Source organism: Sphingobacterium sp. UT-1RO-CII-1 (genome assembly GCF_026711005.1).
Taxonomy (GTDB): Bacteria; Bacteroidota; Bacteroidia; order Sphingobacteriales; family Sphingobacteriaceae; genus Sphingobacterium.
Genome location: NZ_JAPPVJ010000003.1, coordinates 407,829 through 431,169 on the forward strand (window position 1 = coordinate 407,829; position 23,341 = coordinate 431,169).

General features: G+C 36.0%; 21 protein-coding genes and 1 tRNA gene. 7 read left to right on the plus strand and 15 right to left on the minus strand.

All coding sequences use genetic code 11. The features are described 5' to 3' along the window. Complete coding sequence (gene rocD / locus ORI89_RS09140) at positions 1–1,257, minus strand: ornithine--oxo-acid transaminase (RefSeq protein ID WP_268230159.1); 1,257 nt, start codon at positions 1,255–1,257, stop codon at positions 1–3. A 150-nt stretch (positions 1,258–1,407) separates the two neighbouring features. Between rocD and ORI89_RS09145 the strand changes: the two genes are divergently transcribed. Continuing rightward, positions 1,408–1,863, plus strand: coding sequence for an Lrp/AsnC family transcriptional regulator (locus ORI89_RS09145; protein ID WP_268230160.1), 456 nt, complete (start codon positions 1,408–1,410; stop codon positions 1,861–1,863). Between the two features lie 231 nt (positions 1,864–2,094). Here the strand turns inward: ORI89_RS09145 and ORI89_RS09150 are convergent. Beyond that, positions 2,095–2,168, minus strand: a tRNA-Met gene (locus ORI89_RS09150). A gap of 230 nt (positions 2,169–2,398) precedes the next feature. Here ORI89_RS09150 and ORI89_RS09155 point away from each other — a divergent pair. From ORI89_RS09155 to ORI89_RS09170, 4 genes are all read left to right on the plus strand, one after another. Beyond that, on the plus strand, positions 2,399–2,776 hold the full coding sequence (locus ORI89_RS09155; RefSeq protein ID WP_268230161.1) for an START-like domain-containing protein: 378 nt from the start codon (positions 2,399–2,401) through the stop codon (positions 2,774–2,776). A gap of 59 nt (positions 2,777–2,835) precedes the next feature. Continuing rightward, entirely contained in the window at positions 2,836–4,302 is a 1,467-nt protein-coding gene (locus ORI89_RS09160; protein ID WP_268230162.1) for an LptF/LptG family permease, read from the plus strand. Positions 4,303–4,365: 63 nt separating this feature from the next. Then, complete coding sequence (locus ORI89_RS09165) at positions 4,366–5,580, plus strand: bifunctional 3,4-dihydroxy-2-butanone-4-phosphate synthase/GTP cyclohydrolase II (protein ID WP_268230163.1); 1,215 nt, start codon at positions 4,366–4,368, stop codon at positions 5,578–5,580. A gap of 73 nt (positions 5,581–5,653) precedes the next feature. Continuing rightward, the gene (locus ORI89_RS09170) at positions 5,654–6,091 is read left to right on the plus strand and encodes a thiol-disulfide oxidoreductase DCC family protein (RefSeq protein ID WP_268230164.1); all 438 of its coding nucleotides are present in this window, start codon (positions 5,654–5,656) and stop codon (positions 6,089–6,091) included. A gap of 19 nt (positions 6,092–6,110) precedes the next feature. Here ORI89_RS09170 and ORI89_RS09175 read toward each other — a convergent pair whose 3' ends face one another. From ORI89_RS09175 to ORI89_RS09200, 6 genes are all read right to left on the minus strand, one after another. Further along, complete coding sequence (locus ORI89_RS09175; RefSeq protein ID WP_268230165.1) at positions 6,111–6,617, minus strand: hypothetical protein; 507 nt, start codon at positions 6,615–6,617, stop codon at positions 6,111–6,113. 97 nt (positions 6,618–6,714) lie between these two features. Next, a complete protein-coding gene (locus ORI89_RS09180) occupies positions 6,715–7,263 on the minus strand; it encodes a CopD family protein (RefSeq protein ID WP_268230166.1) in 549 nt (182 codons plus the stop codon). 76 nt (positions 7,264–7,339) lie between these two features. After that, complete coding sequence (hemE, locus tag ORI89_RS09185) at positions 7,340–8,374, minus strand: uroporphyrinogen decarboxylase (RefSeq protein WP_268230167.1); 1,035 nt, start codon at positions 8,372–8,374, stop codon at positions 7,340–7,342. After that, positions 8,375–8,890 (minus strand): hypothetical protein, encoded by a 516-nt coding sequence (locus ORI89_RS09190; RefSeq protein ID WP_268230168.1) that lies wholly within the window; start codon positions 8,888–8,890, stop codon positions 8,375–8,377. A 7-nt stretch (positions 8,891–8,897) separates the two neighbouring features. Further along, a complete protein-coding gene (locus ORI89_RS09195; protein ID WP_268230169.1) occupies positions 8,898–9,608 on the minus strand; it encodes a response regulator transcription factor in 711 nt (236 codons plus the stop codon). Continuing rightward, entirely contained in the window at positions 9,598–10,476 is an 879-nt protein-coding gene (locus ORI89_RS09200) for a sensor histidine kinase (protein ID WP_268230170.1), read from the minus strand. The genes ORI89_RS09195 and ORI89_RS09200 overlap by 11 nt, the downstream gene beginning before the upstream one ends. A 174-nt stretch (positions 10,477–10,650) precedes the next feature. Here ORI89_RS09200 and ORI89_RS09205 point away from each other — a divergent pair, with 174 nt between their 5' ends. Further along, positions 10,651–11,352 (plus strand): YjjG family noncanonical pyrimidine nucleotidase, encoded by a 702-nt coding sequence (locus ORI89_RS09205; protein WP_268230294.1) that lies wholly within the window; start codon positions 10,651–10,653, stop codon positions 11,350–11,352. A gap of 76 nt (positions 11,353–11,428) precedes the next feature. On the opposite strand, the gene ORI89_RS09210 is transcribed toward ORI89_RS09205, so the two are convergent. From ORI89_RS09210 to ORI89_RS09220, 3 genes are all read right to left on the minus strand, one after another. Then, entirely contained in the window at positions 11,429–12,244 is an 816-nt protein-coding gene (locus ORI89_RS09210) for a 3-keto-disaccharide hydrolase (protein WP_268230171.1), read from the minus strand. Positions 12,245–12,511: 267 nt separating this feature from the next. Further along, on the minus strand, positions 12,512–15,010 hold the full coding sequence (locus ORI89_RS09215) for a TonB-dependent receptor domain-containing protein (protein WP_268230172.1): 2,499 nt from the start codon (positions 15,008–15,010) through the stop codon (positions 12,512–12,514). An 81-nt stretch (positions 15,011–15,091) separates the two neighbouring features. After that, entirely contained in the window at positions 15,092–15,373 is a 282-nt protein-coding gene (locus ORI89_RS09220) for an ATP-dependent Clp protease adaptor ClpS (RefSeq protein ID WP_268230173.1), read from the minus strand. A gap of 64 nt (positions 15,374–15,437) precedes the next feature. Here ORI89_RS09220 and ORI89_RS09225 point away from each other — a divergent pair, with 64 nt between their 5' ends. Continuing rightward, entirely contained in the window at positions 15,438–16,484 is a 1,047-nt protein-coding gene (locus ORI89_RS09225; RefSeq protein ID WP_268230174.1) for a 3-oxoacyl-ACP synthase III family protein, read from the plus strand. Between the two features lie 70 nt (positions 16,485–16,554). Here the strand turns inward: ORI89_RS09225 and ORI89_RS09230 are convergent, their stop codons facing one another. The 4 genes from ORI89_RS09230 to ORI89_RS09245 form a co-directional block, all read right to left on the minus strand. Beyond that, a complete protein-coding gene (locus tag ORI89_RS09230; protein WP_268230175.1) occupies positions 16,555–17,235 on the minus strand; it encodes a sterol desaturase family protein in 681 nt (226 codons plus the stop codon). 97 nt (positions 17,236–17,332) lie between these two features. Next, complete coding sequence (locus ORI89_RS09235) at positions 17,333–19,234, minus strand: RecQ family ATP-dependent DNA helicase (protein ID WP_268230176.1); 1,902 nt, start codon at positions 19,232–19,234, stop codon at positions 17,333–17,335. Between the two features lie 3 nt (positions 19,235–19,237). Continuing rightward, entirely contained in the window at positions 19,238–21,328 is a 2,091-nt protein-coding gene (locus tag ORI89_RS09240) for a ComEC/Rec2 family competence protein (protein WP_268230177.1), read from the minus strand. Next, the gene (locus ORI89_RS09245; protein ID WP_268230178.1) at positions 21,322–23,325 is read right to left on the minus strand and encodes a ComEA family DNA-binding protein; all 2,004 of its coding nucleotides are present in this window, start codon (positions 23,323–23,325) and stop codon (positions 21,322–21,324) included. Before ORI89_RS09245 ends, ORI89_RS09240 begins: the two co-directional genes overlap by 7 nt. Between the last annotated feature and the right edge of the window lie 16 nt (positions 23,326–23,341).

Below are 23,341 nucleotides of genomic sequence, written 5' to 3' on the forward strand. Positions count from 1 at the left end.
CTAGTGCCTGTCAAACAATTTCATCGTTTTCTCGATGATCTCCAAACTTTCTTTAACCTGATCGGCAGTAATGACTAATGGCGGCGCTAGGCGGATTTTATTACCATGCGTAGGCTTGGCAAGAAGTCCATTTTCTTTAAATTTAACACAGATATCCCATGCTAAAGTATCCTCTTCATCACAATCGATTACAATAGCTGTTAATAAGCCTTTACCACGGACTGTTTTAATCAAAGAATATCGTGTAGCAATATCACGTAAACCGGACATAAAGATATCCCCCATTTGTTTCGCATTCTGAGCTAAGTTTTCATCAATAATGACCTGCACAGCTTCTCTCGCCACCGCACAAGCTAAAGGATTCCCTCCGAACGTAGACCCATGTTCTCCCGGTTTAATTGTTAGCATCACATCGTCGTTAGCCAGAACAACTGAAACGGGCATAACACCTCCAGAAAGTGCTTTACCAAGAATCAACATATCCGGTTTACTCTCGCTTTTTTCATCTTGAAAATCGTAAGAAGCAAACATGCTGCCTGTCCGCCCCATGCCAGTTTGAATTTCATCAGCAATAAAAAGAACCTGGTGTTTATGACATAAAGCTTTTATGTTCTTTAAGTAATCTTCATCTGGTAGAATTATACCAGCTTCTCCTTGTATAGGCTCTACAATGAAACCCGCAATATCTTTATCTGTCTGTAATAGCTGTTCAAAAGCAGCAATATCGTTGTAAGGTACTTTTAATACACCTTCAATAAAAGGGCCAAAATCAGCCCGAGCTGTTTCATCACTGGATGCAGAAACAATAGAAATTGTACGCCCATGGAAATTATCTTTAGCAAAAACAATTTTGGCCTGATTTTCGGCAATCCCCTTTTTCAAGTAGCCCCATTTACGGCATAATTTCATAGCAGTTTCAACAGCCTCTGCTCCTGAATTCATTAATAAAGCTTTATCGTAACCAAAGAGCGTGCAGATATACTCTTCAAAATCGCCCAATTTATCGCTATAAAAAGCACGAGAAGTTAACGTAAGCTTTTCCGCTTGCTTTTTCAATGTCTCAATAATGCGCGGATGACAATGTCCTTGATTAACGGCAGAGTAAGCCGAAAGAAAGTCTAAATATTTTTTGCCTTCCACATCCCAAACATGTACTCCCTGCCCCCGCTCAAGCACTACAGGCAATGGATGATAATTATGCGCTCCGTATTTTTCTTCTTTTGCAATATACATATTGCTTTTCGTTGATGTAGTCATAAGTAAATATATTTACAATGTTCAAAAGCTTCCATAAAGTTATTATTTAAACTTATTTAGCTAAATATTGTGAAATATAACTTATTTTTAGGTTTTAAAAAAATAATTTAAAACCACCTGTTTCATTACAGCTCCTAAACTAGTAAAACAATGCCTGTATTAGATGACTTCGATACGCAGATCATAAAATTCTTAGAACAAGATGGAAGAATAGCCTATTCTGCTATAGCAGCCACCCTTGGTGTTTCTAACACGATGATACACCAACGGATTAACCGCCTCATAGAAAGCGGTGTTTTGACGGGTATAAAACCTGTGCTAAATGAAAAAAAATTAGGCTATGACTGGGGGTCTTTCACAGGCATAACGCTCGAGAAAGATCACGATTCAGGCCGAGTAATAGAAGAATTGCAAAAAATACCAGAGGTCGTTGAGTGCTATTACATATCGGGGAATTACACCTTATACATCAAGATAATTGCAAAAAACCATGAACATATGCGCAAATTGCTATATGAAAAGATAGACAGTATACCTGGAATCGCTAAAACAGACTCTATTATGGAATTAGGCTGTGCTTTTAAACGAAATATAGTGATGTCTTAATATAAATTATATAAAAGGCGGGCCAAAGCAGTTTTCTGACTGTTCTTTTCTAACAATAATTATTTGATGTTAATATTCAAAGATCTAACTCAATTCACTCATGTCTTTTATAAAATTTTTGTGCAAATAAAGAACTGCATTAAATTTTGAAGCTGTCTTAAAAAAACCTCACAATCGAATTAAAATAGGTATAAATGAAAAAAGCTTCAAATTTCTTTGAAGCTTTTGTAGTAGCGGAGACGGGAGTTGAACCCGTGACCTCAGGGTTATGAATCCTGCGCTCTAACCATCTGAGCTACCCCGCCGTTTTGGTGATGCAAATATAGCAAATTGTGCTGAACTCCAAAATGAAAAAATAAACAAAAGACACTTTTTTCTCTAAAAAAGATGCAACACATTCATTTTTAAACTCATAATAATTAAAACACCTGTATTAAAAATTAAATATTGGATTCTATTTTGAATTACAAAATAAAACAGTATTATTACGGACAACAATAAACGTGGGTGTTAATGTTTTAACAAAATCAATTATATGGAACAAAAGGTCGAACTTCGCTTAGAGTATGTTATAAACTCGTCACCAAGAATATTATTTCCTTTTATTCAAGAGCCTAATGCCCTTGCTCAATGGTTTGCAGATGATGTGAACTACAAAGACGGTATTTATGAATTTATCTGGGAGGACGAGGTTAATCGCGCTAAACTAGCAGCAGTCAAAGAAAATAAATCTGTACGCTTTAAATGGTTAGATGACACGCCTTACTATTTCGAAATTGAGATTATACAAGATGAGCTAACAAATGACGTTGCATTACATGTTACCGACTATGTAAAACCTGACAACTTAGACGATAGAAAAAAAATCTGGAACAACTCGATTGAGTATCTACAAAGTGTTATAGGCGCTTAAAAAATAGTATCTTTGTATCGAAAATCACTTCTATTTGTTTCTAACGATTCAAAAAGTATATGAAAAAGATACACTTACTAATTTTACAAGCATTCATCAGGCCTTTCGTGGTATGTTTTTGTATCGTGATGTTCATTCTGGTGATGCTGTTTCTATTTAAGTATATCGACGATCTTATTGGAAAGGGCTTTGAATGGTATGTTCTAATGGAATTAATAGGCTACCAATGTGCTATCCAGCTAACAATGGCCCTTCCGCTTTCTATGCTCCTATCCTCCATTATGACCTTTGGAAATTTAGGAGAAAGCTACGAGCTTGTTGCCATCAAAGCCGCAGGATATTCTCTGCGAAAAGCAATGACACCACTCATATTTCTTGTCACCATATTTGCCGGAGGCTCTTTTATATTTTCCGAATATTTTCTACCCGTTGCGAATTTAAAAATGTGGTCGCTCATGTGGGATGTTCGGAATAAAAAAGCAGACTTTCTAATTAAACCGGGAGTATTTAATAAAACAATACCTGGTTATTCGATTCGTGCGAAAAGTAAAAATGAGGACGGAACGGTTCTTTACGATCTGATGATTTATGATCACAGAGCAGGGTCAGCATCCAGCAATGTTTTATTAGCGAAAGAAGGTTATATGCACAATTCTGCCGATAACAACTTCATGATCTTACAACTAAAAGATGGTGTGAGATATGAAGAGTCTCGTGCAAAAAATGCGAAACGCTATGACCCAAGACAGCAATTTACACGCTTTAGGTTTAAATCGACAGAACAAAAATTTGACATGGGCACTTTTCAAATGAAAAGAACCGATGAGAATGCTTTTAAAAACCATTATGCTATGCTTAATTTAAAGCAATTAAAAGTCTATACGGATTCTAATAAAACACAAATAGACAGTTTAGGTAAAGGTTCATTTGCGGAACTCAAAAACTATATCAGTCTACTTTCTCCTTATTACCATCATAGCGAAGTAAAACATCAAGAGGTAAAAGAATTCAAAAATTTTCTTGAAGACTTTGTTCCAAAAGACCAAAAAAGAATGGTTATTAGCAATGCATTAGGCCAGGTGCAACAAATCAATAATACAATGGAGATGAAAGAGCCTGAATACAGGGCTTTTTTAGATAAGGATATTCGCTATCACTTGGAATTTCACCGTAAGTTTACACTTGCAGTTTCCTGTCTTCTGTTGTTTGCTATAGGCGCCCCTTTAGGTGCAATTATTCGTAAAGGAGGGCTAGGGCTACCCGTCATCGTTGCTATCATATTCTTTTTGATATATCATATCATATCAACAATGGCGGAAAAAGCTGCTAAAGAAGGTAGCTTAGACCCTATCATGGGCATGTGGATGGCTATTTTTGTACTAGCTCCTTTAGCTGCCTTTTTAACCTACAAATCGGCTACAGACTCTGCCTTATTTGATTCGGATCAGTACAAATTAAAAATTGAAGCTGCTTGGAGATGGTTACAGGGAAGATTTAAAAAAAATAACAAAGAGCAGTCTATTTGACAAGCTCATTATACAAATAGCAGCAAAGAGACTTACCTTTGCAATAGAAAGAATATTTAATATATGGAGATTAAACTGAACACAATTGAAGAAGCAATTGAGGACTTAAAAGCAGGGAAGGTCATCATTGTGGTCGACGATGAGGATCGGGAGAATGAAGGAGACTTTATTACTGCTGCAGAAAATGCGACACCTGAAGTTATTAACTTTATGGTTACACATGGTCGCGGACTAGTATGTGCACCACTTACTCAAGAACGTTGTAATGAGCTAAACCTAGAATTAATGGTAGGGCAAAATACAGCCGCTTATGAGACAAACTTCACTGTATCTGTAGACTTACAAGGCTACGGATGTACAACTGGTATATCTGCTTCCGACCGTTCAAAAACTATAAAAGCACTTATTGACCCTAACATACGTCCAGAAGAATTAGGTCGTCCTGGACATATCTTCCCTTTAATAGCTAAAGACGGTGGCGTCTTAAGACGTACAGGCCATACAGAAGCCACAGTAGATTTGTCCCGCTTAGCAGGCTTTCAACCGGCAGGTGTATTAGTAGAAATATTAAAAGAGGATGGCGAAATGGCCAGACTCCCTGACCTAATAGAAGTCGCTAAAAACTTCGATCTGAAAATAATAAGTATTGAGGATCTTATCGAATATAGACTTAAACACGACTCTCTTATACAGGAGGAACAGACCGTTAAAATGCCTACACAATGGGGAGACTTCAATTTGAAGGCTTTCACACAGAAAAACACAGGCGAACAGCATTTAGCTTTATATAAAGGCACATGGACAGAAGATGAACCAGTCTTAGTACGTGTACACAGTTCATGCGTAACAGGTGATATATTTGGTTCCTGCCGCTGCGACTGTGGTCCTCAACTACACAAAGCTATGGAGATGATCGAAAAAGAGGGAAAAGGTGTGGTTGTATACATGAATCAGGAAGGTCGTGGAATAGGCCTTATCAATAAGCTAAATGCCTATAAGCTACAGGAAGAAGGCGTAGATACAGTCGATGCTAACACACAATTAGGATTTAAAGCAGACCTAAGAGATTATGGTGTGGGAGCACAAATACTTAGACAATTAGGTGTTACAAAAATGCGATTGATGTCAAACAATCCGACCAAAAGAGCGGGCCTGATAGGATATGGACTAAAAGTAGTAGAAAACGTTCCTATTGAAATAGAACCAAACCCCTTTAACGAGGAGTACTTAAAGACAAAAAGAGATCGTATGGGGCATACGATTCTAAAAGAAATATAAAAGAAGATACAAAAAGAGAGCAATATGCTCTCTTTTTGTATTATAGCACATCTAGACAGCTTCACAATCAGTAATGGAAACACCTCAAGAAATAAAGAGTTTGCTAAATTCATCGGATATAGAGCTTATTGTGCTTTTCGACGGGGTATGCAATCTGTGTAATTCTACAGTAGATTTTATAATAAAAAATGATAAAAATAAAAATCTGCGATATGCTTCTTTACAATCTGAACTTGGCTCACGTGTTTTAGCGTATTTTAAGACAAGACCGGATAGTATTATTCTTGTTAGCCCTAACTACCTCTATACGAAAGCTGATGCAGCATTGCTGATTGCTAAAGAACTTAAAAAACCTTACTCCCTCTTATATTATTTACGGGTTGTACCCCTAAAAATACGTAACCTGATATACGATGTTATTGCAAAAAACAGATATAAATGGTTCGGAAAAAAAAATAGCTGCCGCCTTCCCAACAAAGAAGAACAAAAGCTATTTATTGAAAAGCTTTAGCAAAATAAAAACCTCTATACTACCAAATGTGGTAACGAAGCCCGAGCATCAAAAAATTAGCATCAACTTCTTCCCATTTAAAATTATATTTTACTTTGTAGCCCGTATAGACCGAAAGATCAACGGAAGGGAAATAATAACTAACTCCTGCCTGCCCATTTGCTACAGTAAAGTTATCTCTCTTATCTGGAATTGCCGTTACGTCCGAAGGAATCTCGTTGTATCGATAAAAATCCTGACTGGCCCCTGCCCCAAGGAAAATATTCCAATTTGTTTTTGTTTTATTTAAGAAAGAAAACAAATAGTCTGCCCCTACAGCAAAGTATCCATTTCTACCGTAGACCTGCGCTTGTACGGCCGATCTATTATCTACATCATATTTACTCTGTACACCAAATGTTCCAAGTGTTTTCGAATCAAGCTGTACATCTCCATAAAAACCAAAAGCCCATTTATTTTCCTGTGCTTTACCCATCAAAGCAATTAGAAATAGAGCGAAAAATACCGGTATTATTTTAAATCTCATTTTTGTTTATTTTGTAGCGAGCCGTATAGCTCTATTCAATATCTATAAACTTACACTTTGCTATAAAAGCAACCTTTACACATTCTCTATCCGAAGATTAGACTTTCTCTCCTTTTTCTTGTCTATATTTTTTGTAAAGCTTGATCAGTACCATCAACAGTATAGCTAGGCCGATTAAACCAAACAGCCCATAAAGCCAATGTATAGACGTTCTAAAAATAACTAAAAAAACAATAGCAAAAAGTAATAGCGTAGAAACTTCATTCCATAAGCGCAAATGATTTGAAGTCCACTTCAAACGTTCATTTGCTAACAAAAACATGATATGTTGACTCTTAAAATGATAAAACACCAATAAACCAACAAAGCATAATTTAAGCTGCATCCAGCTTTGTAATAAAAGGCCCGGAGATAAATAAAGCATAACAGAGGCAGAGATAATAGTTATGTACATTGCAGGTGTACTTATAACCCACCACAGTCGACGTTCCATTATCTTAAACTGTTCATGTAAAACATGGTACTCCGCTTGAGTTTTTCTCTTCGCTTCTACATGGTATATAAATAAACGGGGCATATAAAATAAAGCCGCCATCCAGCATACCATAAATATTATATGTAAAGATTTAGCGTATAGATAAACCATAATTAAAGGTGCAAATAAAAAAGCGGAAACTATATTTGTAAATCAAACTGTTTCCGCTTTATAATTTTATAGATAATTAATATCTAAATTCCTTAATAACCTCGACCGCATATTTCACGTGGTCAAACGGCATATCCGGCATAATACCATGCCCTAAGTTAAAGATAAAACCTTTCTCGCCACGCATACGTTCAAACAGCTCAAGAATTTTCTTTTTGATTACTGCTTTATCTGCATACATCACAATAGGATCAAGATTCCCTTGCACAGCTATCCCCTCAGGTAAAGATTGTTTCAAGTTCTTCAGATCAGCGTTCCAGTCTACCGAAATTACATCAGGTTTTGACTCAATCATTAGCGGTGCAAATACAGAAGCTGCTTTACTAAATGAAATCACAGGAACAGTTCGCTTTATATTATCAAGAATATATTTATTGTAACGGTGAGAAAACTCTTTATAATCGTTCCAGGATAAAGCATTTGCCCAGCTATCGAATAATTGAAGAGCATCTACTCCTGCATCTACCTGCATATTCAGGTAATTGATTGTCAAGTCAGCAATTTTTTGTAAAATACTGTGTGCCAGCTCAGGTTCATTATTCAACATTAGTTTAGTTTTTTTAAAGTCTCTTGTAGAGCCACCTTCCACCAAATAACTTAAAATAGTAAAAGGTGCTCCGGCAAACCCTATCAAGGGCAACTTTCCTGCTAAACGATGTTGAATTTCTTTGATAGCATCAGCTACATATTGCAATTTATCTAATGAGTCTGCGTTCAAAGCATCAGCATCTGCCTTAGTTCGCACAGGATTACTAAAACGAGGTCCCACTCCCTGCTCGAATGAAAGATTTCCTCCCATTGCTTCTGCTGTCACCAAAATATCAGAGAACAAAATAGCCGCATCAATTCCCAATAAATTAACGGGTAACATGGTAACGTCAGCCGCTATTTCAGGGGTTTTGCACATTTCTAAAAAACTATATTTGTTTTTTATCTCCCAATACTCAGGCATAAAACGTCCTGCCTGACGCATCATCCACACGGGTGGACGTTCCGTCTGCTGCGAATTAGCAGCTCTAATAAATAAATCGTTCTGTAAAATTTTACTCACTTAAATATGTTTATTTAATTCTAATTCTATTTTTTCCACAATATTATTTTGTCTCTCGGTAAGCCTAAGCTTCTTAACCAACTCAAGATAAGCAGGAACTCGATCATATCTTTTCTTCCTTAAATTGATATTAGCCAAGTTAATCAATACAAAGGCTTTCTCCGAATCGCGTTTCCAAGGCAAACGTGAGGCGAGTTGAAAATGATATTCTGCTTCATCCAAACGCTCTTCTTTTAAAGCAATATTACCAAGCATAAACTCGTAATAATGACGACGCCCTTTTCGTAAAGTATCAGGATTCTTAACTTCACTTAACAGACGCTTCGTCTTTTCATAATCCTGTTTGTGAAAAGCCTGTGTTGCTAAAAAAACTGTTCCCTCTCTATAATGACTCCAAACTAAATATCCTATACCTCCAGCTATATAAACAACAAAGTTAAAATGCTGATGATACAATGCATAAAGTAAAAAGACAACTGCAATAGCTATAACAATCAGTCTGTATTTCGTATTCATTTTAGCGCTATACTACAGGGTTGTCCGTGAACTTGTAACCTACCCCACGTATAGAGTGAAAGAAAACCGGGTGTTTCTGATCCGGTTCAAAATATTTACGGAATGTCAAGATGAAGTTATCAATGGTTCTTGTAGACGGGTAAACGTCGTAGTTCCATACAGTTTCTAAAATCTGCTCTCTTGAGACCGCTTCATTCTTACGTTCTATCAATAACTTTAGCAGCATTGTCTCCTTCTTCGTTAAAGAAGTAATGGTTCCATCCGCATGGTGCAGCTCGAAAGAATTGAAATAGATCGTTTTATCACCTATTACGTAAGAGTTAAATTCCTTCAAATCGTCTGGCTTTAAGCCACGACGGATTAAATTACCAACACGTAATATCAACTCTTCTAAATTAAAAGGTTTAACCAAATAATCATCGGCTCCTTTTTTCAATCCTGTAATACGGTCTTCACTACTATTTTTCGCTGTAAGGAACATAATAGGCACCTCAGTATTTTGCAGTCTAATGGTTTCTGCGACTTGAAAACCATCAATTTCAGGAATCATAACATCTAGAATAATTAGATTAAATCGTTCTTCCTTAAAAACTTTTAATGCTTTTTTTCCATCGGTTGCCGTAGTCACGCGATATCCTTCAAGCTCAAGGTTTAATTTGATCGCTTCTAAAAGATGCTCTTCGTCTTCTACTAATAGTATTCTTTGTTTAGCTTGCATAGTTTTCAAATGTTACTTCAAAAATACTCCCTGATGGAGTGTTATCTTTCACTTTTATAGAGGCATTGTGCTTTTGCAACACTGTTTTCACAATGTACAGTCCCAAACCAGTACCTTTAGCTTTTCGAGTAGATTCCTTTCCTACTCTATAAAATTTATTAAATATAACTTTTTTCTCTTCATCTGGTATACCATGTCCATGATCTGCCACGGAAAACAAGAGTTTTCCTTCCTCTTTTTCAGCAAGTTTCACTACTATATTAGCACAAGGAGGCGAGTATTTTATTGCATTTTCAATAAGGTTATTAACCACATTAGTAATAGCAAACTTATCGGCATAAATATATACGCCTTCCTGAATATCAGTTTTAATAATTTGTGTACTGCAGGCATTCTTCTGTAACCTATCAACAACATCATTAATAACCTTAGTGAATTCAAAATCTTCCTTAGGTAAGTTAAAACTTTTGCTTTCAAGCTTCGTTGTCAATAAAACATTTTCAACTAAATCATCCAAGCGTTCAATGTCTTTTAGTGAATTGGATAAGAAGCTTTTCTGTTGTTCTCTATCCAAATCTCTTTTAAGAATAGTTTGAATATATAGTTTTACCGATGCAAGTGGTGATTTCAATTCATGGGTGACAGCAAGTAAAAAGTTTTGTTGCTGCTGTTGATCCTTATGCTCACGAATAATCAGTTTTTTTAAACGGATAGCCCCCCAAAGAAATATCAATAAAAAGAAAACTCCTTCCCCTATGATCATTACTTTGCGTTCGGGTTCATAATTCACTAAAAGATACCCCCACCAAAAGAGCTGCGTAATAGCATAAAAAACCAAGAAGTAAAATAAAACCAGCGCTCTCTTCATATATGTGAATATCAATGTACACAAAAATAAGTAATTGCTGATAGCAATTAAAGCAACAGCTTACATTTTGACACTAATACGAAAAACTATTTCTTTCAGTTGAGTGAGGCTCAACGTATCCGTAAAGCAAACACAGTCTCCCAACAATTATGCTGATTTTTTGTAAATTTGTCTATGTTTTTAAGCAAGAAAGATATTTTCTTTGATTTGGATCACACTATTTGGGACTTTGATCTAAATGCAAAAGAAACCTTACACGAATTATATTACAATTACCGTTTTGATCAGTTATTTAACACGAAAAACTCTGATTTATTTATTGAAACATATACTGTAAATAATCACAGATTGTGGGATCTCTATCATCATGGTAAAATCGATAAAAAGACACTTCGCAAAGCAAGATTTGAAGATACGTTTACCCAATTAGGTGTTGACCCTTCCTTATTTCCTGTTGCTTTTGAAGAGGAATATTTAGCCATTTGTCCTACAAAAACAAATTTGTTCCCTCATGCCCACGAGACATTAGCTTATTTGTATAACAAATATACACTTCATCTTATTTCAAATGGATTTAAAGAAGCTTGTGAAAAAAAACTTAAGCACAGTAAGTTATCTCCTTATTTCAAAACAATAGTTATCTCTGAAAATGTTGGTGTAAATAAACCTCACCCCCAGATTTTCGAATATGCTGTTACAGAAGGCAATACTAACAAGGAATTGTCTATTATGATTGGAGATAATTTAGATGCTGACGTTCGGGGTGCACAAAATTTCGGAATGGACGCTATATTTTTTAATCCTACAAAAATAGAAAAACCGACAGATGTAAAACACATGATTATGGATCTAAAAGAATTACAATCTGTACTATAACGACAATTCCATTTAACAAACAAGGGGTATATTTTCTTGAAATACACCCCTTGTTTAATAGGTTTCAAAAACTTAATTACAACGCCTTAACTGTCACGTTTTTAAGCCACACATCATCGCCATGATCTTGGAAACCAATAACTCCTGACTTAGACTTACCACCAACATTACTCAGTAAAGTAAAAGCCAACGGCCATTTTTCAGCACTAAACTTACTGCTTTGTAAAAGTTCTATCCATTCTGGAGAACGCAAATCATACTCCACAACTTTAACATCATTTTGGTAATGTGTTACTTTGCCCTTGTTTACAACTATTTTAGCTTTATTCCATTCACCAGCAGGCTTCGCATTCTGTGGATTTGCAGGAATCATGTCATACAAAGATGCAGATTTACGATTGCCATTCACTCCCTGCTTCGCATCGGGATGATTCTCATTATCCAACAACTGATATTCAGGACTGGAAATATAAATAGGCTGGCCTTTTACTTCTTTTGCTAAAAAGAATACTCCCGAATTTCCTGCGTGAGAAATTTTCCATTCAAACTCTAATTCGAAATTCTTAAAATCATATGCAAAAATGATATCACCGCCCTCTGGTTTTTCGATTCCAGCAGGAGATTTAGAAAATTTCAATGTTCCATCTTCTATCGACCACTTAGAAGGGACATGATCTTTATTATAGCCTCTCCACCCTTCTAAAGAAGAACCATCAAAAAGTATGTAAGCCCCGTTAGCATTTTTCTTAAAAGACTTTATATTAACTTTTGACAGATTATTCAATTCATAACTTGGTACTTCTATTTTACCAATTTTACTTTGTCCCATACTTGGAGTTGCTAAAGATAACAATGCAAAAGCTCCAATAACGCCTGCAATTTTTCTATTCATATGTTTATAATTTATTTTCTTAATACAATTATTGTGAAAGATATATATCATATGTTTCACAAATTTAATTTATCATGCTAAATGAGTATAAAAACCTGTCGTCTTAATTCCCTTTAAAACACATAGCATGAACATCTAATATTTTTAAGTATTCGTTTAGTTTGATTATTATCTAATTTAACGCAGTATCATCTTTCTCTTTTGCTATTTTTCACGTCTCTTGAAAGATGATTGTGCCAATAAAGATAATAAAGTTAATGAATTTATCTAAAATCCAACACCTCCCATTTCTTCATCTCCTCCACTATACTCACTACGGTTATTCTTTTTGTTTAAATCTTGGATTCCGAAACGATATGAGAAAGACAAATTAAATGTGCGAGGCATCCATCTATGTTCCATTTTAATAAGCTGATTAGGCAAATGATTTTCCATTCTAAACTTACGGGTATTAAACACATCACGAACATTGAACATAACTGTTCCTTTTCCTTTAAGGATGTCTTGTCGTAAAGCCACATCAACCCCGGTCATAGACTTCATTTTTCCCTGCAACCATTCTTGAGGCGCTCGATAGTCCGCACGGATCTGCATAGATGTTGCTTTCGCAAATTTAACATTGGTATTGATATTTCCATTCCAACTAAAGTTTTCCGCTTCATTGGCTTCAAACTCTTTATACGGTGTAGTATGATTATAGAATACGTTGACATTCGCTGTCGCATCCCACCATTTCAATAAATTCACTTTGGAAATCAACTCCACACCAGCGGCATCTTGCTTCGCAACATTCTCCCACCTACTGTATGTAACATTACTCTTATCACCAACAATATGAGCTATCTCTGCAGGGTCTCTTAAGAATGGGCTCGTCATATCACTAACGTGTCTATAATAAGCGGAAGTTATAAAATTCCATTTTTCATAAAATTTAGCAAAACTAAGCTCAAAAGAATGTATATCTTCAGGCAAAAGGTCTGGGTTTCCTTGTCGGTAATTTGTTTCATCCGAAATATTTAAAAACGGATTAACTTGCCATCCTCTTGGTCTTTGCACTCTTCGGGTATAAGACATCTGTACTTTATCACCTTTTTCTCCTAACTCATAGGTCAGGAAGAGACTTGGGTAAACTCTAAAAAAGTCCTGCTTTCCCTTCGTTACTCTTTTATCCTCATCTGCATCAGGATCTAGATTATAATACGTCGAATTTAAATATGTCTGCTCTCCTCTTAACCCTACCTGAACACCTACTTTTTCAGTCAACATACGTTGATAATTAGCATACAAAGCGTGTACGCTATTTTTTAAATCAAAATCATTACTCACCGTATAGTCGGGCTTATATTGCCCAGAAGCAGCATCCATAAGCTCAGACCATTGCGAGTCTTCACTATTTCGAACAATACCACGATAACCTGCTTCAAACTTATGGTTTTCGGCAAAAGGCAACACATAGTCTGTCTGAAAATTCCAGTTCTTTCCTGATTCACTTGTTACATTATTTCTTTGCAGAGGGGCGATTCCACTAGCATAAGTCTGATAATAATCATTTGTACCATCTTCCTTATCACTGCCGTACGTGACATTTGCAGTCAGTTCCTCTCCTTCTCTTTTCAGCTCTTGTTTAAAATCAAAAGTAAGATCAAAACCTAAGTCATCCTCATACTGTTGTGTATTTCGTTCGGAACTTGCTCCGTAAGCTGGTATATTAAAATATTGATAATTTATATAAGAGCGACGATCATTGTCTCGCACACTTACGTTAGCACCAATACTTAATGTTGTCTTAGGTGCGGCATAAAAATCAGTTCCAAAACGAATTGTGTGGCTATTATTTTTACGTTTATTTTCTGTCCGACTTATAGTCTGCTCGCTCTTATCGCTTACAAGCCCATCGATCAACTGTATATTATCATTAAAACTATCGCCAGGATTATTGCGTCTAGCATAGTTATAGCCTCCAAAGAAATTGAACTGACGATCTCGATAGTTGAGATTTAAGCCTGCACTATAATTGTCATAAGATCCTCCGGTTGCCGTTACATTGCCATTTAGACCCGTACGGATATCCTTTTTCAATACTATATTAATTATTCCAGACTGTCCTTCTGCATCATATTTAGATGAAGGATTAGTAACGACCTCCACTTTGGCAATTGAGTTTGCCGGCAACGATTGTAATAAGCTATTTATATCTGAGCCTGCCATAGCTGACTCTTTTCCATCAATCAATATTTTAACACTAGTAGAGCCCCTTAGAGATACACTACCATCCGAATCAACTTGTATCGTAGGTACATTCTGTAAGACATCACTAGCAGACCCTCCCACACTAACTAAACTTTGAGATACGTCAAAAACCTTTTTATCAATACCCAATTGAACATCCGGCACTCTACCTTCCACAACAATTTGCTCTAAAACACTCCCATCACTTTTCATGATTATGGTTCCTAAATCTAATAGTTGCTCTTTATCAACCTTTATCGACTCTTTAAGAACATCCAACATTCCTAAAAATGTGATACGCAACATATATGTTCCATAATCCACACTTTCAAACATTATTTGCCCATTGACATCACTTTGCGCACCATCAACATAGGTATTGCTTCCCTGTTTAAGAAGGGCTGCACTAGCTCCGATCACAACTTCTTTAGTTTCACTATCAACTAGAGTGATTTTTATTTTACCTTTTTGAGCGATTGAGAAGAAAGGGATAAGAATAAGAAAGAAAAATAGGGGTGATTTTTTAGTGTACAACATTATAAAGTTCGTTCGTTTTCACAAAAAAACAAAATAATACCAAGCACTCAACTATCGTAACCGCATTATTACGAACAACAACTATTCTACAGAAACAGTTAACCCCTCTGATTTGAGTATTTTACGATAGATTTCCATTTCTGTAAATGAGCCTTCTAAGACAGCACATTTACCTTCATTATGCACTTTCCATGCAATCTGTTCGGCCTGCACTTCAGTATATTGCAAATGCTTCATCAAACATACAATCACGTGATCAAAAGTATTGATTTCATCGTTCCATAAGATCAATCTATTTGAAGGTTTAATAGCTGATAATATTTCCTCCAGCGTAAAAGTTTCTTGCTCAGTCTGTACACTCATTTTACAAAAATAGCTATTTTTTAAAAATTACGTAGCTTTGCTTGTGATCTAATAGAATATATTTATGTATCAATCAACTATTGCGGGCATTGGTTATTATGTCCCGAAGAACGTCTATACAAATAACGACCTTACCCGCTTCATGGATACAAGTGATGAGTGGATACAGGAAAGGACTGGAATTAAAGAACGCAGATACGCAGATAGGCTGGAAGAAACAACCACGGGAATGGGAGTCGAAGCGGCAAAAATAGCGATAGAGCGTGCAAATACAACAGCCCAAGATATAGATTTTATAATTTTCGCCACACTATCTCCTGATTACTACTTCCCCGGTTGCGCAGTCCTTTTACAGCGGGAAATGGGTATGAAAGAAATCGGAGCACTTGACGTAAGAAATCAATGTTCGGGATTTATTTATGCGCTGTCTATTGCTGATCAATTTATAAAAACAGGGATGTATAAAAACATCTTAGTCGTAGGCGCTGAAAAGCAATCTTTTGCTATTGATTATGCGACGAGAAGTCGAAATGTATCTGTTATTTTTGGAGATGGAGCTGGCGCCGTTGTTATGCAACCTACAACAGAGCCCGGTAAAGGAATTTTAAGCACACACTTACATTCGGACGGCGCCGAAGCCGAAAAGTTAGCTTTATACTACCCAGGCGCTTCAGCAGGAAAATGGTTAGATAAGAAACCTACTTTACCCGAACAGGAATTAGGCGGATTGTTTATGACAAAAGAAATGCTAGAAGATGGCTCTATCTTCCCGCACATGGATGGACAAGCTGTCTTTAAAAAAGCTGTAGTCAAATTCCCGGAAGTAATTCATGAAGCACTCAGCGCTAACAATTTATTGACCACTGATATCGACTTATTAGTTCCGCACCAAGCCAATCTACGAATTTCCCAATTCATACAAAAAAATCTGGGTCTACGAGATGATCAAGTATTTAATAACATTGAAAAATACGGTAATACAACTGCAGCATCTATCCCTATTGCTTTATCGGAAGCCTGGGAACAGGGTAAAGTTAAAAAAGGCGATTTAATTTGTTTGGCTGCATTTGGAGCCGGTTTTACTTGGGGGGCCGCACTGATTAGGTGGTAACTTTATTTTGATAAAAAAAACGGGCACCCAAAGGCCGCCCGTTTTTTTATATTTCATACACAAACTTTACTTAAGCCTCTATTTCGTCTTTTTTTCTATTCGCTCGCTCTGCTGCTGCTTTCTTCACTCCTTTTTTCGGAAAGCCTGATCCAAATATTACATCCCAAATATAAGAACTTACACCAAATCCTTTTTCAGGGTCAGCATAGTGATGTAACATATGATGATCTTTAATACGTTTGAACAAACCTGATTTAAAATTTGCGTGATGCATAGCATAATGGCACTCGTCATATATGAGGTAACCAAAAAGAAAGCCTGCGAAAAAGGCAGATAATGTGAATTCGCCAAAAAACCAACTCAAAATAAAATATATAATAGCGGCCATAGGAATACTTGCCGATAAAGGCATTACTAAGCGCAATCTATCTTTTGGATAATCATGATGTACACCATGGAAAATAAAATGTATCCGTTGTCCCCACGCTGAGGTAGGATGATAGTGAAAAATCCAGCGATGTAAAACATATTCTGCCAGCGTCCAAAATGCCAACCCAAATATGAAATAACCAACCACACTCCCTGTCGTCATCTCTCCTATAGCATAAGCCTTATAGATTAAATAGACGATAACCGGAACCCAAAAAATAATAGGTACAAGATAATGAACCTTTGTCAACGACTCTAAAAAATCACTTTTAAACATTCTTTGTGATTCCGTCGAGTTGGATACATATAACTTCTTTGCCATAAAAACATTACTTTTCCAATGTCCAAAAATAAGAAGTATTACTGCCTAATCAAAGTTTTGCAATTTGAACTTTTTCACTTTTTTGTCAAAAGATCAATTAACCTTTCATATTCCACATGTATATGTCTTGTTCTAATTTAATTTTCTCTTTATCCAGCATCTCTCGCACAACCTTCAACTTCACTACGTCATCGCCCGTGTTAAGCGCCTCAATTAATGTTTTAATATCTTTTCCTCCAGCTCGTAATAACGCTTCAATTTCTTCTTCTAACGCTCTCTCTATACGCTGTCCATGACTTTTCATTAAACAAAGATCGCAAGCTCCGCATTCTGTTTGTTCAGGTTCTCCAAAGTAATTTTGCAAAACTATACTTCGGCATTGCTTCTCTCTTAAATAACTTTCAATAGCTAATAATTGTTTTCTTTTTATTTCTTTTCGTTCAGCAATAAATTGTGTGTCGATATATAAGTTTTTATAATCTATCCTAGGTCTAAGAAACTCCAATTGGGGAGCATCTGTCTTGGGTAGGTAGGAAGCGAACTGCAACTTTTCCAGCCCCGTTAAAAGCTCTACTACGGTCTGATAAGAACTTTTTAATTTGCGTGCTAATTCATATTCATTAATATTGATATAAAAATCAAACGCACCACCGAAACTTCTTAAAATCAACTTAATTACCGCGTCATAGCGTTCGGATTGAACTTGCAATTTATACAATTCCTGAAAATCAACTTCAAACTTAAATCTGGAAGGTATAAAAACTGCTTCCGAAACGGCTATCCATCCATCTCGTTCTAAGAACTTTAAAGCACTCAAGGTCGGTCTAAGTTCAAGTTGATATTTCCGAGAAAAAGCTACGACATCAAAATCTAGTGATAAACCTACTCCTGCCCCGTAAGCCATTTGAAAATAATTTCCCAAATAATGATAAACCTGATGAATAAACTTAGCAGAAGGAAAACTAGTGTTAAAATTATCCCACAAACGATCCACATCTGCCTGTTGGTACATAAGTACCGGAAATGCTTTTTTTCCATCCCTTCCTGCACGTCCCGCCTCCTGATAATAGGCTTCTAAAGAATCTGGTATATCTAAATGCAAAACAAAACGAACATCAGATTTATCGATTCCCATACCAAACGCATTGGTCGCAACAATAACACGGACTCTATTATTTGTCCAAGCCTCTTGTTTTAGACTTCTTGTATTATTATCCAGTCCAGCATGATAAAAATCTGCCGTTACACCATGGTTGTTTAAGTATGCTGCAACTTCTTGCGTTTCCTTTCTATTTCGAACATAAATGACTCCCGTACCGCCTAATTTATGGATCATGCGTAACATACGCCCCATTTTGTCCTCTTCTTTCAGCGCCATATACGCAAGATTCGAACGCCTAAAACTAGTTCGAAAAACATTTGGCGATATGAAATTTAGCTTTTCCTGGATATCGTCTACAACCTTAGGTGTTGCTGTCGCTGTTAAAGCTAGAAAAGGTACTTTGGCATGTAATTTACGTAACTCCGTCAGTTGTAAATAAGGTGGACGAAAATCATACCCCCATTGCGAAATACAGTGTGCTTCATCAATTGCGAATAAACTCACTTTCATATAGCGGATCCGCTCCTTTACCAAATCGCTATATAGTCGCTCAGGCGATAAGTACAAGAATTTTATTTTCCCGAACACACAGTTATCTAAAGTAATATCTATTTCTCGTTTAGACATCCCCGAGAATATAGCAACAGCTTCAATTCCTCTCTTCTTCAAGTTCTCAACCTGATCTTTCATCAAAGCAATAAGCGGACTTATTACAATGCATATCCCCTCAAGCTGCATAGCAGGAATCTGAAAACAAATAGATTTCCCTCCCCCTGTGGGCATTAGAGCAAGTGTATCTTTTCCTTCCAAAATGGAATTAATAACATCTTGCTGTAATGGGCGAAAACTATCGTAACCCCAATATTTTTTTAATATAATTAGACTTTTATCTTCCACAGATTAATCTTGCTTAGACCAAACATAAGAAAAATTATCTTTCAATATATAATAGCTCCGTTTCAGGGAATCTGCTTGCTGAATTAATTGATTAACATTTTTTTCCGTATTCGACCCATCAAAAATATAAGGAACATTGGGTGCTTCTTGTAGATTTAAATTTTGTCTACCTTTTACATTTTGTCGAAATAGTATCAAATCACAGTCTTCCAAATCCGGAGGCACATACTCACCATGGATTATAGCTACCTGAAGACCATACCCCTTCAAAACAGCAGTAGAATCCGCTGTAATTTTAACCTTTTCAAATTTCACAGAATTTATAGTAGTGTAGCGCTCAATATCAGGCCAGGTATTATATTTTATTTTACTATGTTGTAGAGACTCAACATTGGAAAATAAAGAAACTTTTCCTCTCTTAAAAAAGGCGATGGCAAAATCGTTGTTGATGTTGTAAATCTTAATGCCATGAAAAGTACTAAGTCGAAAAACATTTAAATAAAAAGTCGTAACAAGTATTATCAATAGCAATAAGGACAACATAATTTTCAACCCCACTCGCTTATTCCAACCTAGCGTTACAAACACAATAATACTATAAAGCAAGCACACGTGTAGTATGGAAAAATCCACACCGGACACTACAGCGTAGGGTAAACGTTCTACAGAATATAGACCCGACAAAATAAATTCATTTAGGTATTCAATAACAGCACCTAAAAATTTATTTAAAAAATGAAATGGGCTAAAGGCTAGAACAATACCTACGTACATCAATAAAGTGGAAGGAATAGCAATAAATAGATTCCCTAAAAGAAAATAATTAGGGAATTGATTAAAATAATAAAGCACCAAGGGGGCTGTAAATAGTTGCGCAGCGATTGATATAAATATGTACTGCTTTATTTTATTAACTAGTTTATGCTTAACGACAAAAGTAGTATTAAGCAAAGGATACATCGTAAACAGACCTAAAACCGCTGTATAAGATAATTGGAACCCCACATCAAATAATAGTTTTGGGTTAATCAGAAGTATAAAAAATGCTGACGAAAACAATGTATTTAAGTTGTTTTGTTTTCTACCACTTAATTCCGCCACAAGAAAAAAAGAAATCATTATACCGGCCCGCAATATTGCCGGAGCCATTCCTGTTAATACAACATATACCCAAACAGCAAACAACACAATATACAGACGAACGAGACGTCCATTTCGATAACGATCAAGATACCGTAACAAGCTATTCAACAAGAAAAAAACAATACCAACATGTAAACCCGACACACTTAATACATGAACAGTACCTGTTTTCACAAAAGCGTCTAGAAGATCTGGTGAAAAATCTTGTCTATAACCAAAAATTAAAGCCGAACTCACTTGAAGTGCAGTGGAGTCAGCAATAAAACCCTTAAATTTATCTACCAGATTTTCTCTAAATTGAAGCGCCTTACTGATTATGACATTTCCCTTACGAGCATATAACAAACTAATATTTTCCTCTTCAACATAAGCTTGGTGATAAATATTTTTATTTTCTAAATATTGAGCATAATCAAATTGCTTCGGATTGTAAGCTTTAGAAACAGTTGTAGTCCGGTTAGGAATAAGTAATTGATCACCATAGAAGTAATGGTTTACATCTGATGTTTTTTTTATCGTAAGCATAACCCGTCCTTCTGCGGGTTTCATTTCTAATAAAGAATCTATTATATAATCTATTTGAAAAGGGAACCGCCAGTTTTTGTCATTTTCGATAGGTTCATCGGCTATTTTACCAATAAGGTACACCCCAGATTGATACTGATAGTAATTATTACTGCTACGCGGTTCATTAAACTGGTGCACCAAGCCCCCAAGCAGCACTAAAATAATAAAAACAAGCAGGGAAGACCAGCGACTCATATCGCTTTTACATAGAAAATTTAGATATAAAAAAACACTTACTGCTAACAGAACCACAATAAAAAAAAACTCATTGCTTAGCAAAGAAACTGGCAAGCACGACCGCACAGCGATACCTAAAGCAAAGTACAAGAAGATACGGACAAAAGGCATCCTTCCTTTTTCTAATACAATGACATCCTTTACCATTGATATCTAAATTGAATTTTTATATCCGACCTTCTATTTCCTTCACTTTTTTCCAATCCCGAACCCACAGAATCTTCGTTTCTATATACTGTAATCGCATAGCGTAACCAAAAGTCTACATGACGCCCTAAACGATATCTGGCATTTATATAGCTACGCCATCCTTTTTTATTATATAAGGGGAAAGAGCTTGCATAAAGAACATCATTCTCATAAGCATAAATTCGCGTTTCATAAGAGTCCGTGTTAAAAAAGGCTAAGCGGCTATTAAGCTGAATCTTCTTATTTAAAGGCTTCCAGAACACATCTTGATAAACAAGCCCACCATAATCTTGTACACCGTCTTTCTCATAAAAGGCGGCTTCAACTCTCGACCGTATTTCCCAAATTTCATTTAACTTGTACCTAAAACTCACACGGACCTGCTGTCTTTCCACATCTGCCAGATATCTTTCCGGAACAATAGCTGCCGTATTTTCTTGTTTAAACCTATAGCGATACCGAAAAGATAATTCTCCGATCTTGTACCAACTATAGCTCAGCTGCGATAAAAAATCAGCCCCAGAACTAGGCGCATCGACCCGATATCTTAACCAAGGAAATTTAAATAAATCTATGTAGTTAAGCCATGAAAAGGTTCTATTTGGATGATAAACGATTCCTGTATAAAGCCCAGTTTCATTGGTAGTGGCTCTAGTTTCACCTAAGCCTTGAGCAAAAGCAGAGAAATATTTCTTATCATAATTTCTATAATTGAAAAACAAAGAAAGTTTTGGGTGAAGACTCGCAATGACACCATTATTTGTTGCCCAACCTTGAGACAATTGATGAGCAAACTCACCATATAAAAAAATATTACGAAATGTATATTGATAATTAAACCCAACATTGGTATTATCTGGCTTTCTAAAAGCATACAAATTTCGCAAATTATCTTCTGGCATATAGGGTGCATTCAACCTATTATAAAGAGCCAAAAAACCAAGTTGCAATCGCTTATTTTTATAGCGCCAATCAACCCCAGTTGTAAATTGTTTAATAGCATTCCGATACTGCTGCTCGGTCTGCGTACGATGCAAGCCTGATTTTGAAATACTTTTAATTACTGATCCTTCATTTTCAATTATTAAATTCCCTGACAGCTTACGCCACGAAACAAAGGGCGTCACCTCAAATTTACCCGCAGTTAAGGTAGCAGCTACTCCTCTTAGATAATCAGATTCATTCATAGAAGTATAACTATTTAGCCCAGCTGCTTGCCGTGCGCTACTTGTTATCATAGCCCCTTTTCCAAAGCTCAACCCATTCCATAATACTAAGCCCTGACCTGATTGCAGACTATAATCTCCTAAAACTATGGATTTAAAAATCCCTTTATTTCGGATATAAACACTAAAACCATAATGATCAAAACCATACCGTTGCTTCTCTTTAAAAAAGGGCTCGCCAGCATCTTTCTTCATATTAATAGCTAAACGAATATCATTTTGATAATTCATCCTATAACGTAACATATAACGATTGGGGTCGCCTAAATATCTTGAACGACTGGAATCTCTAACATGATAACCATGTTGTTTTTCTAAGATCCGGCCATAACGAAGCATTAATTGTTGCTCGCTATTAGTTATAAAATCTTTAACACTTGTCTTTTCAAAATAACCTTCATTGACCGTTATAAAAGGTTCAAGCAATTCAACTGTTTTTACATCAAAGCCAGATACAACCTGTAGCTCTAGTATAGAGATAAAGTTCCCTGTCTGCGCACGATGCTGAAGTAGAGATGTTATTTGAAAAGGATTTAAAAAAAGTAATTCGGTTAATTCCGTCCCATCTGTTTTATTAATATCTATAGGATGCCTATAGTAATAACGTAATCGTTCCGTAAATTCACTAATATCTATACCTTCTTCGAGCTCATCCATTACCTGCTCAACGATCTGCTCTTCCACCAAATTTATGTCCTGAGCTTTAGCTCCATGAGATATTAAAAACAAAACAATAAAACAGAGC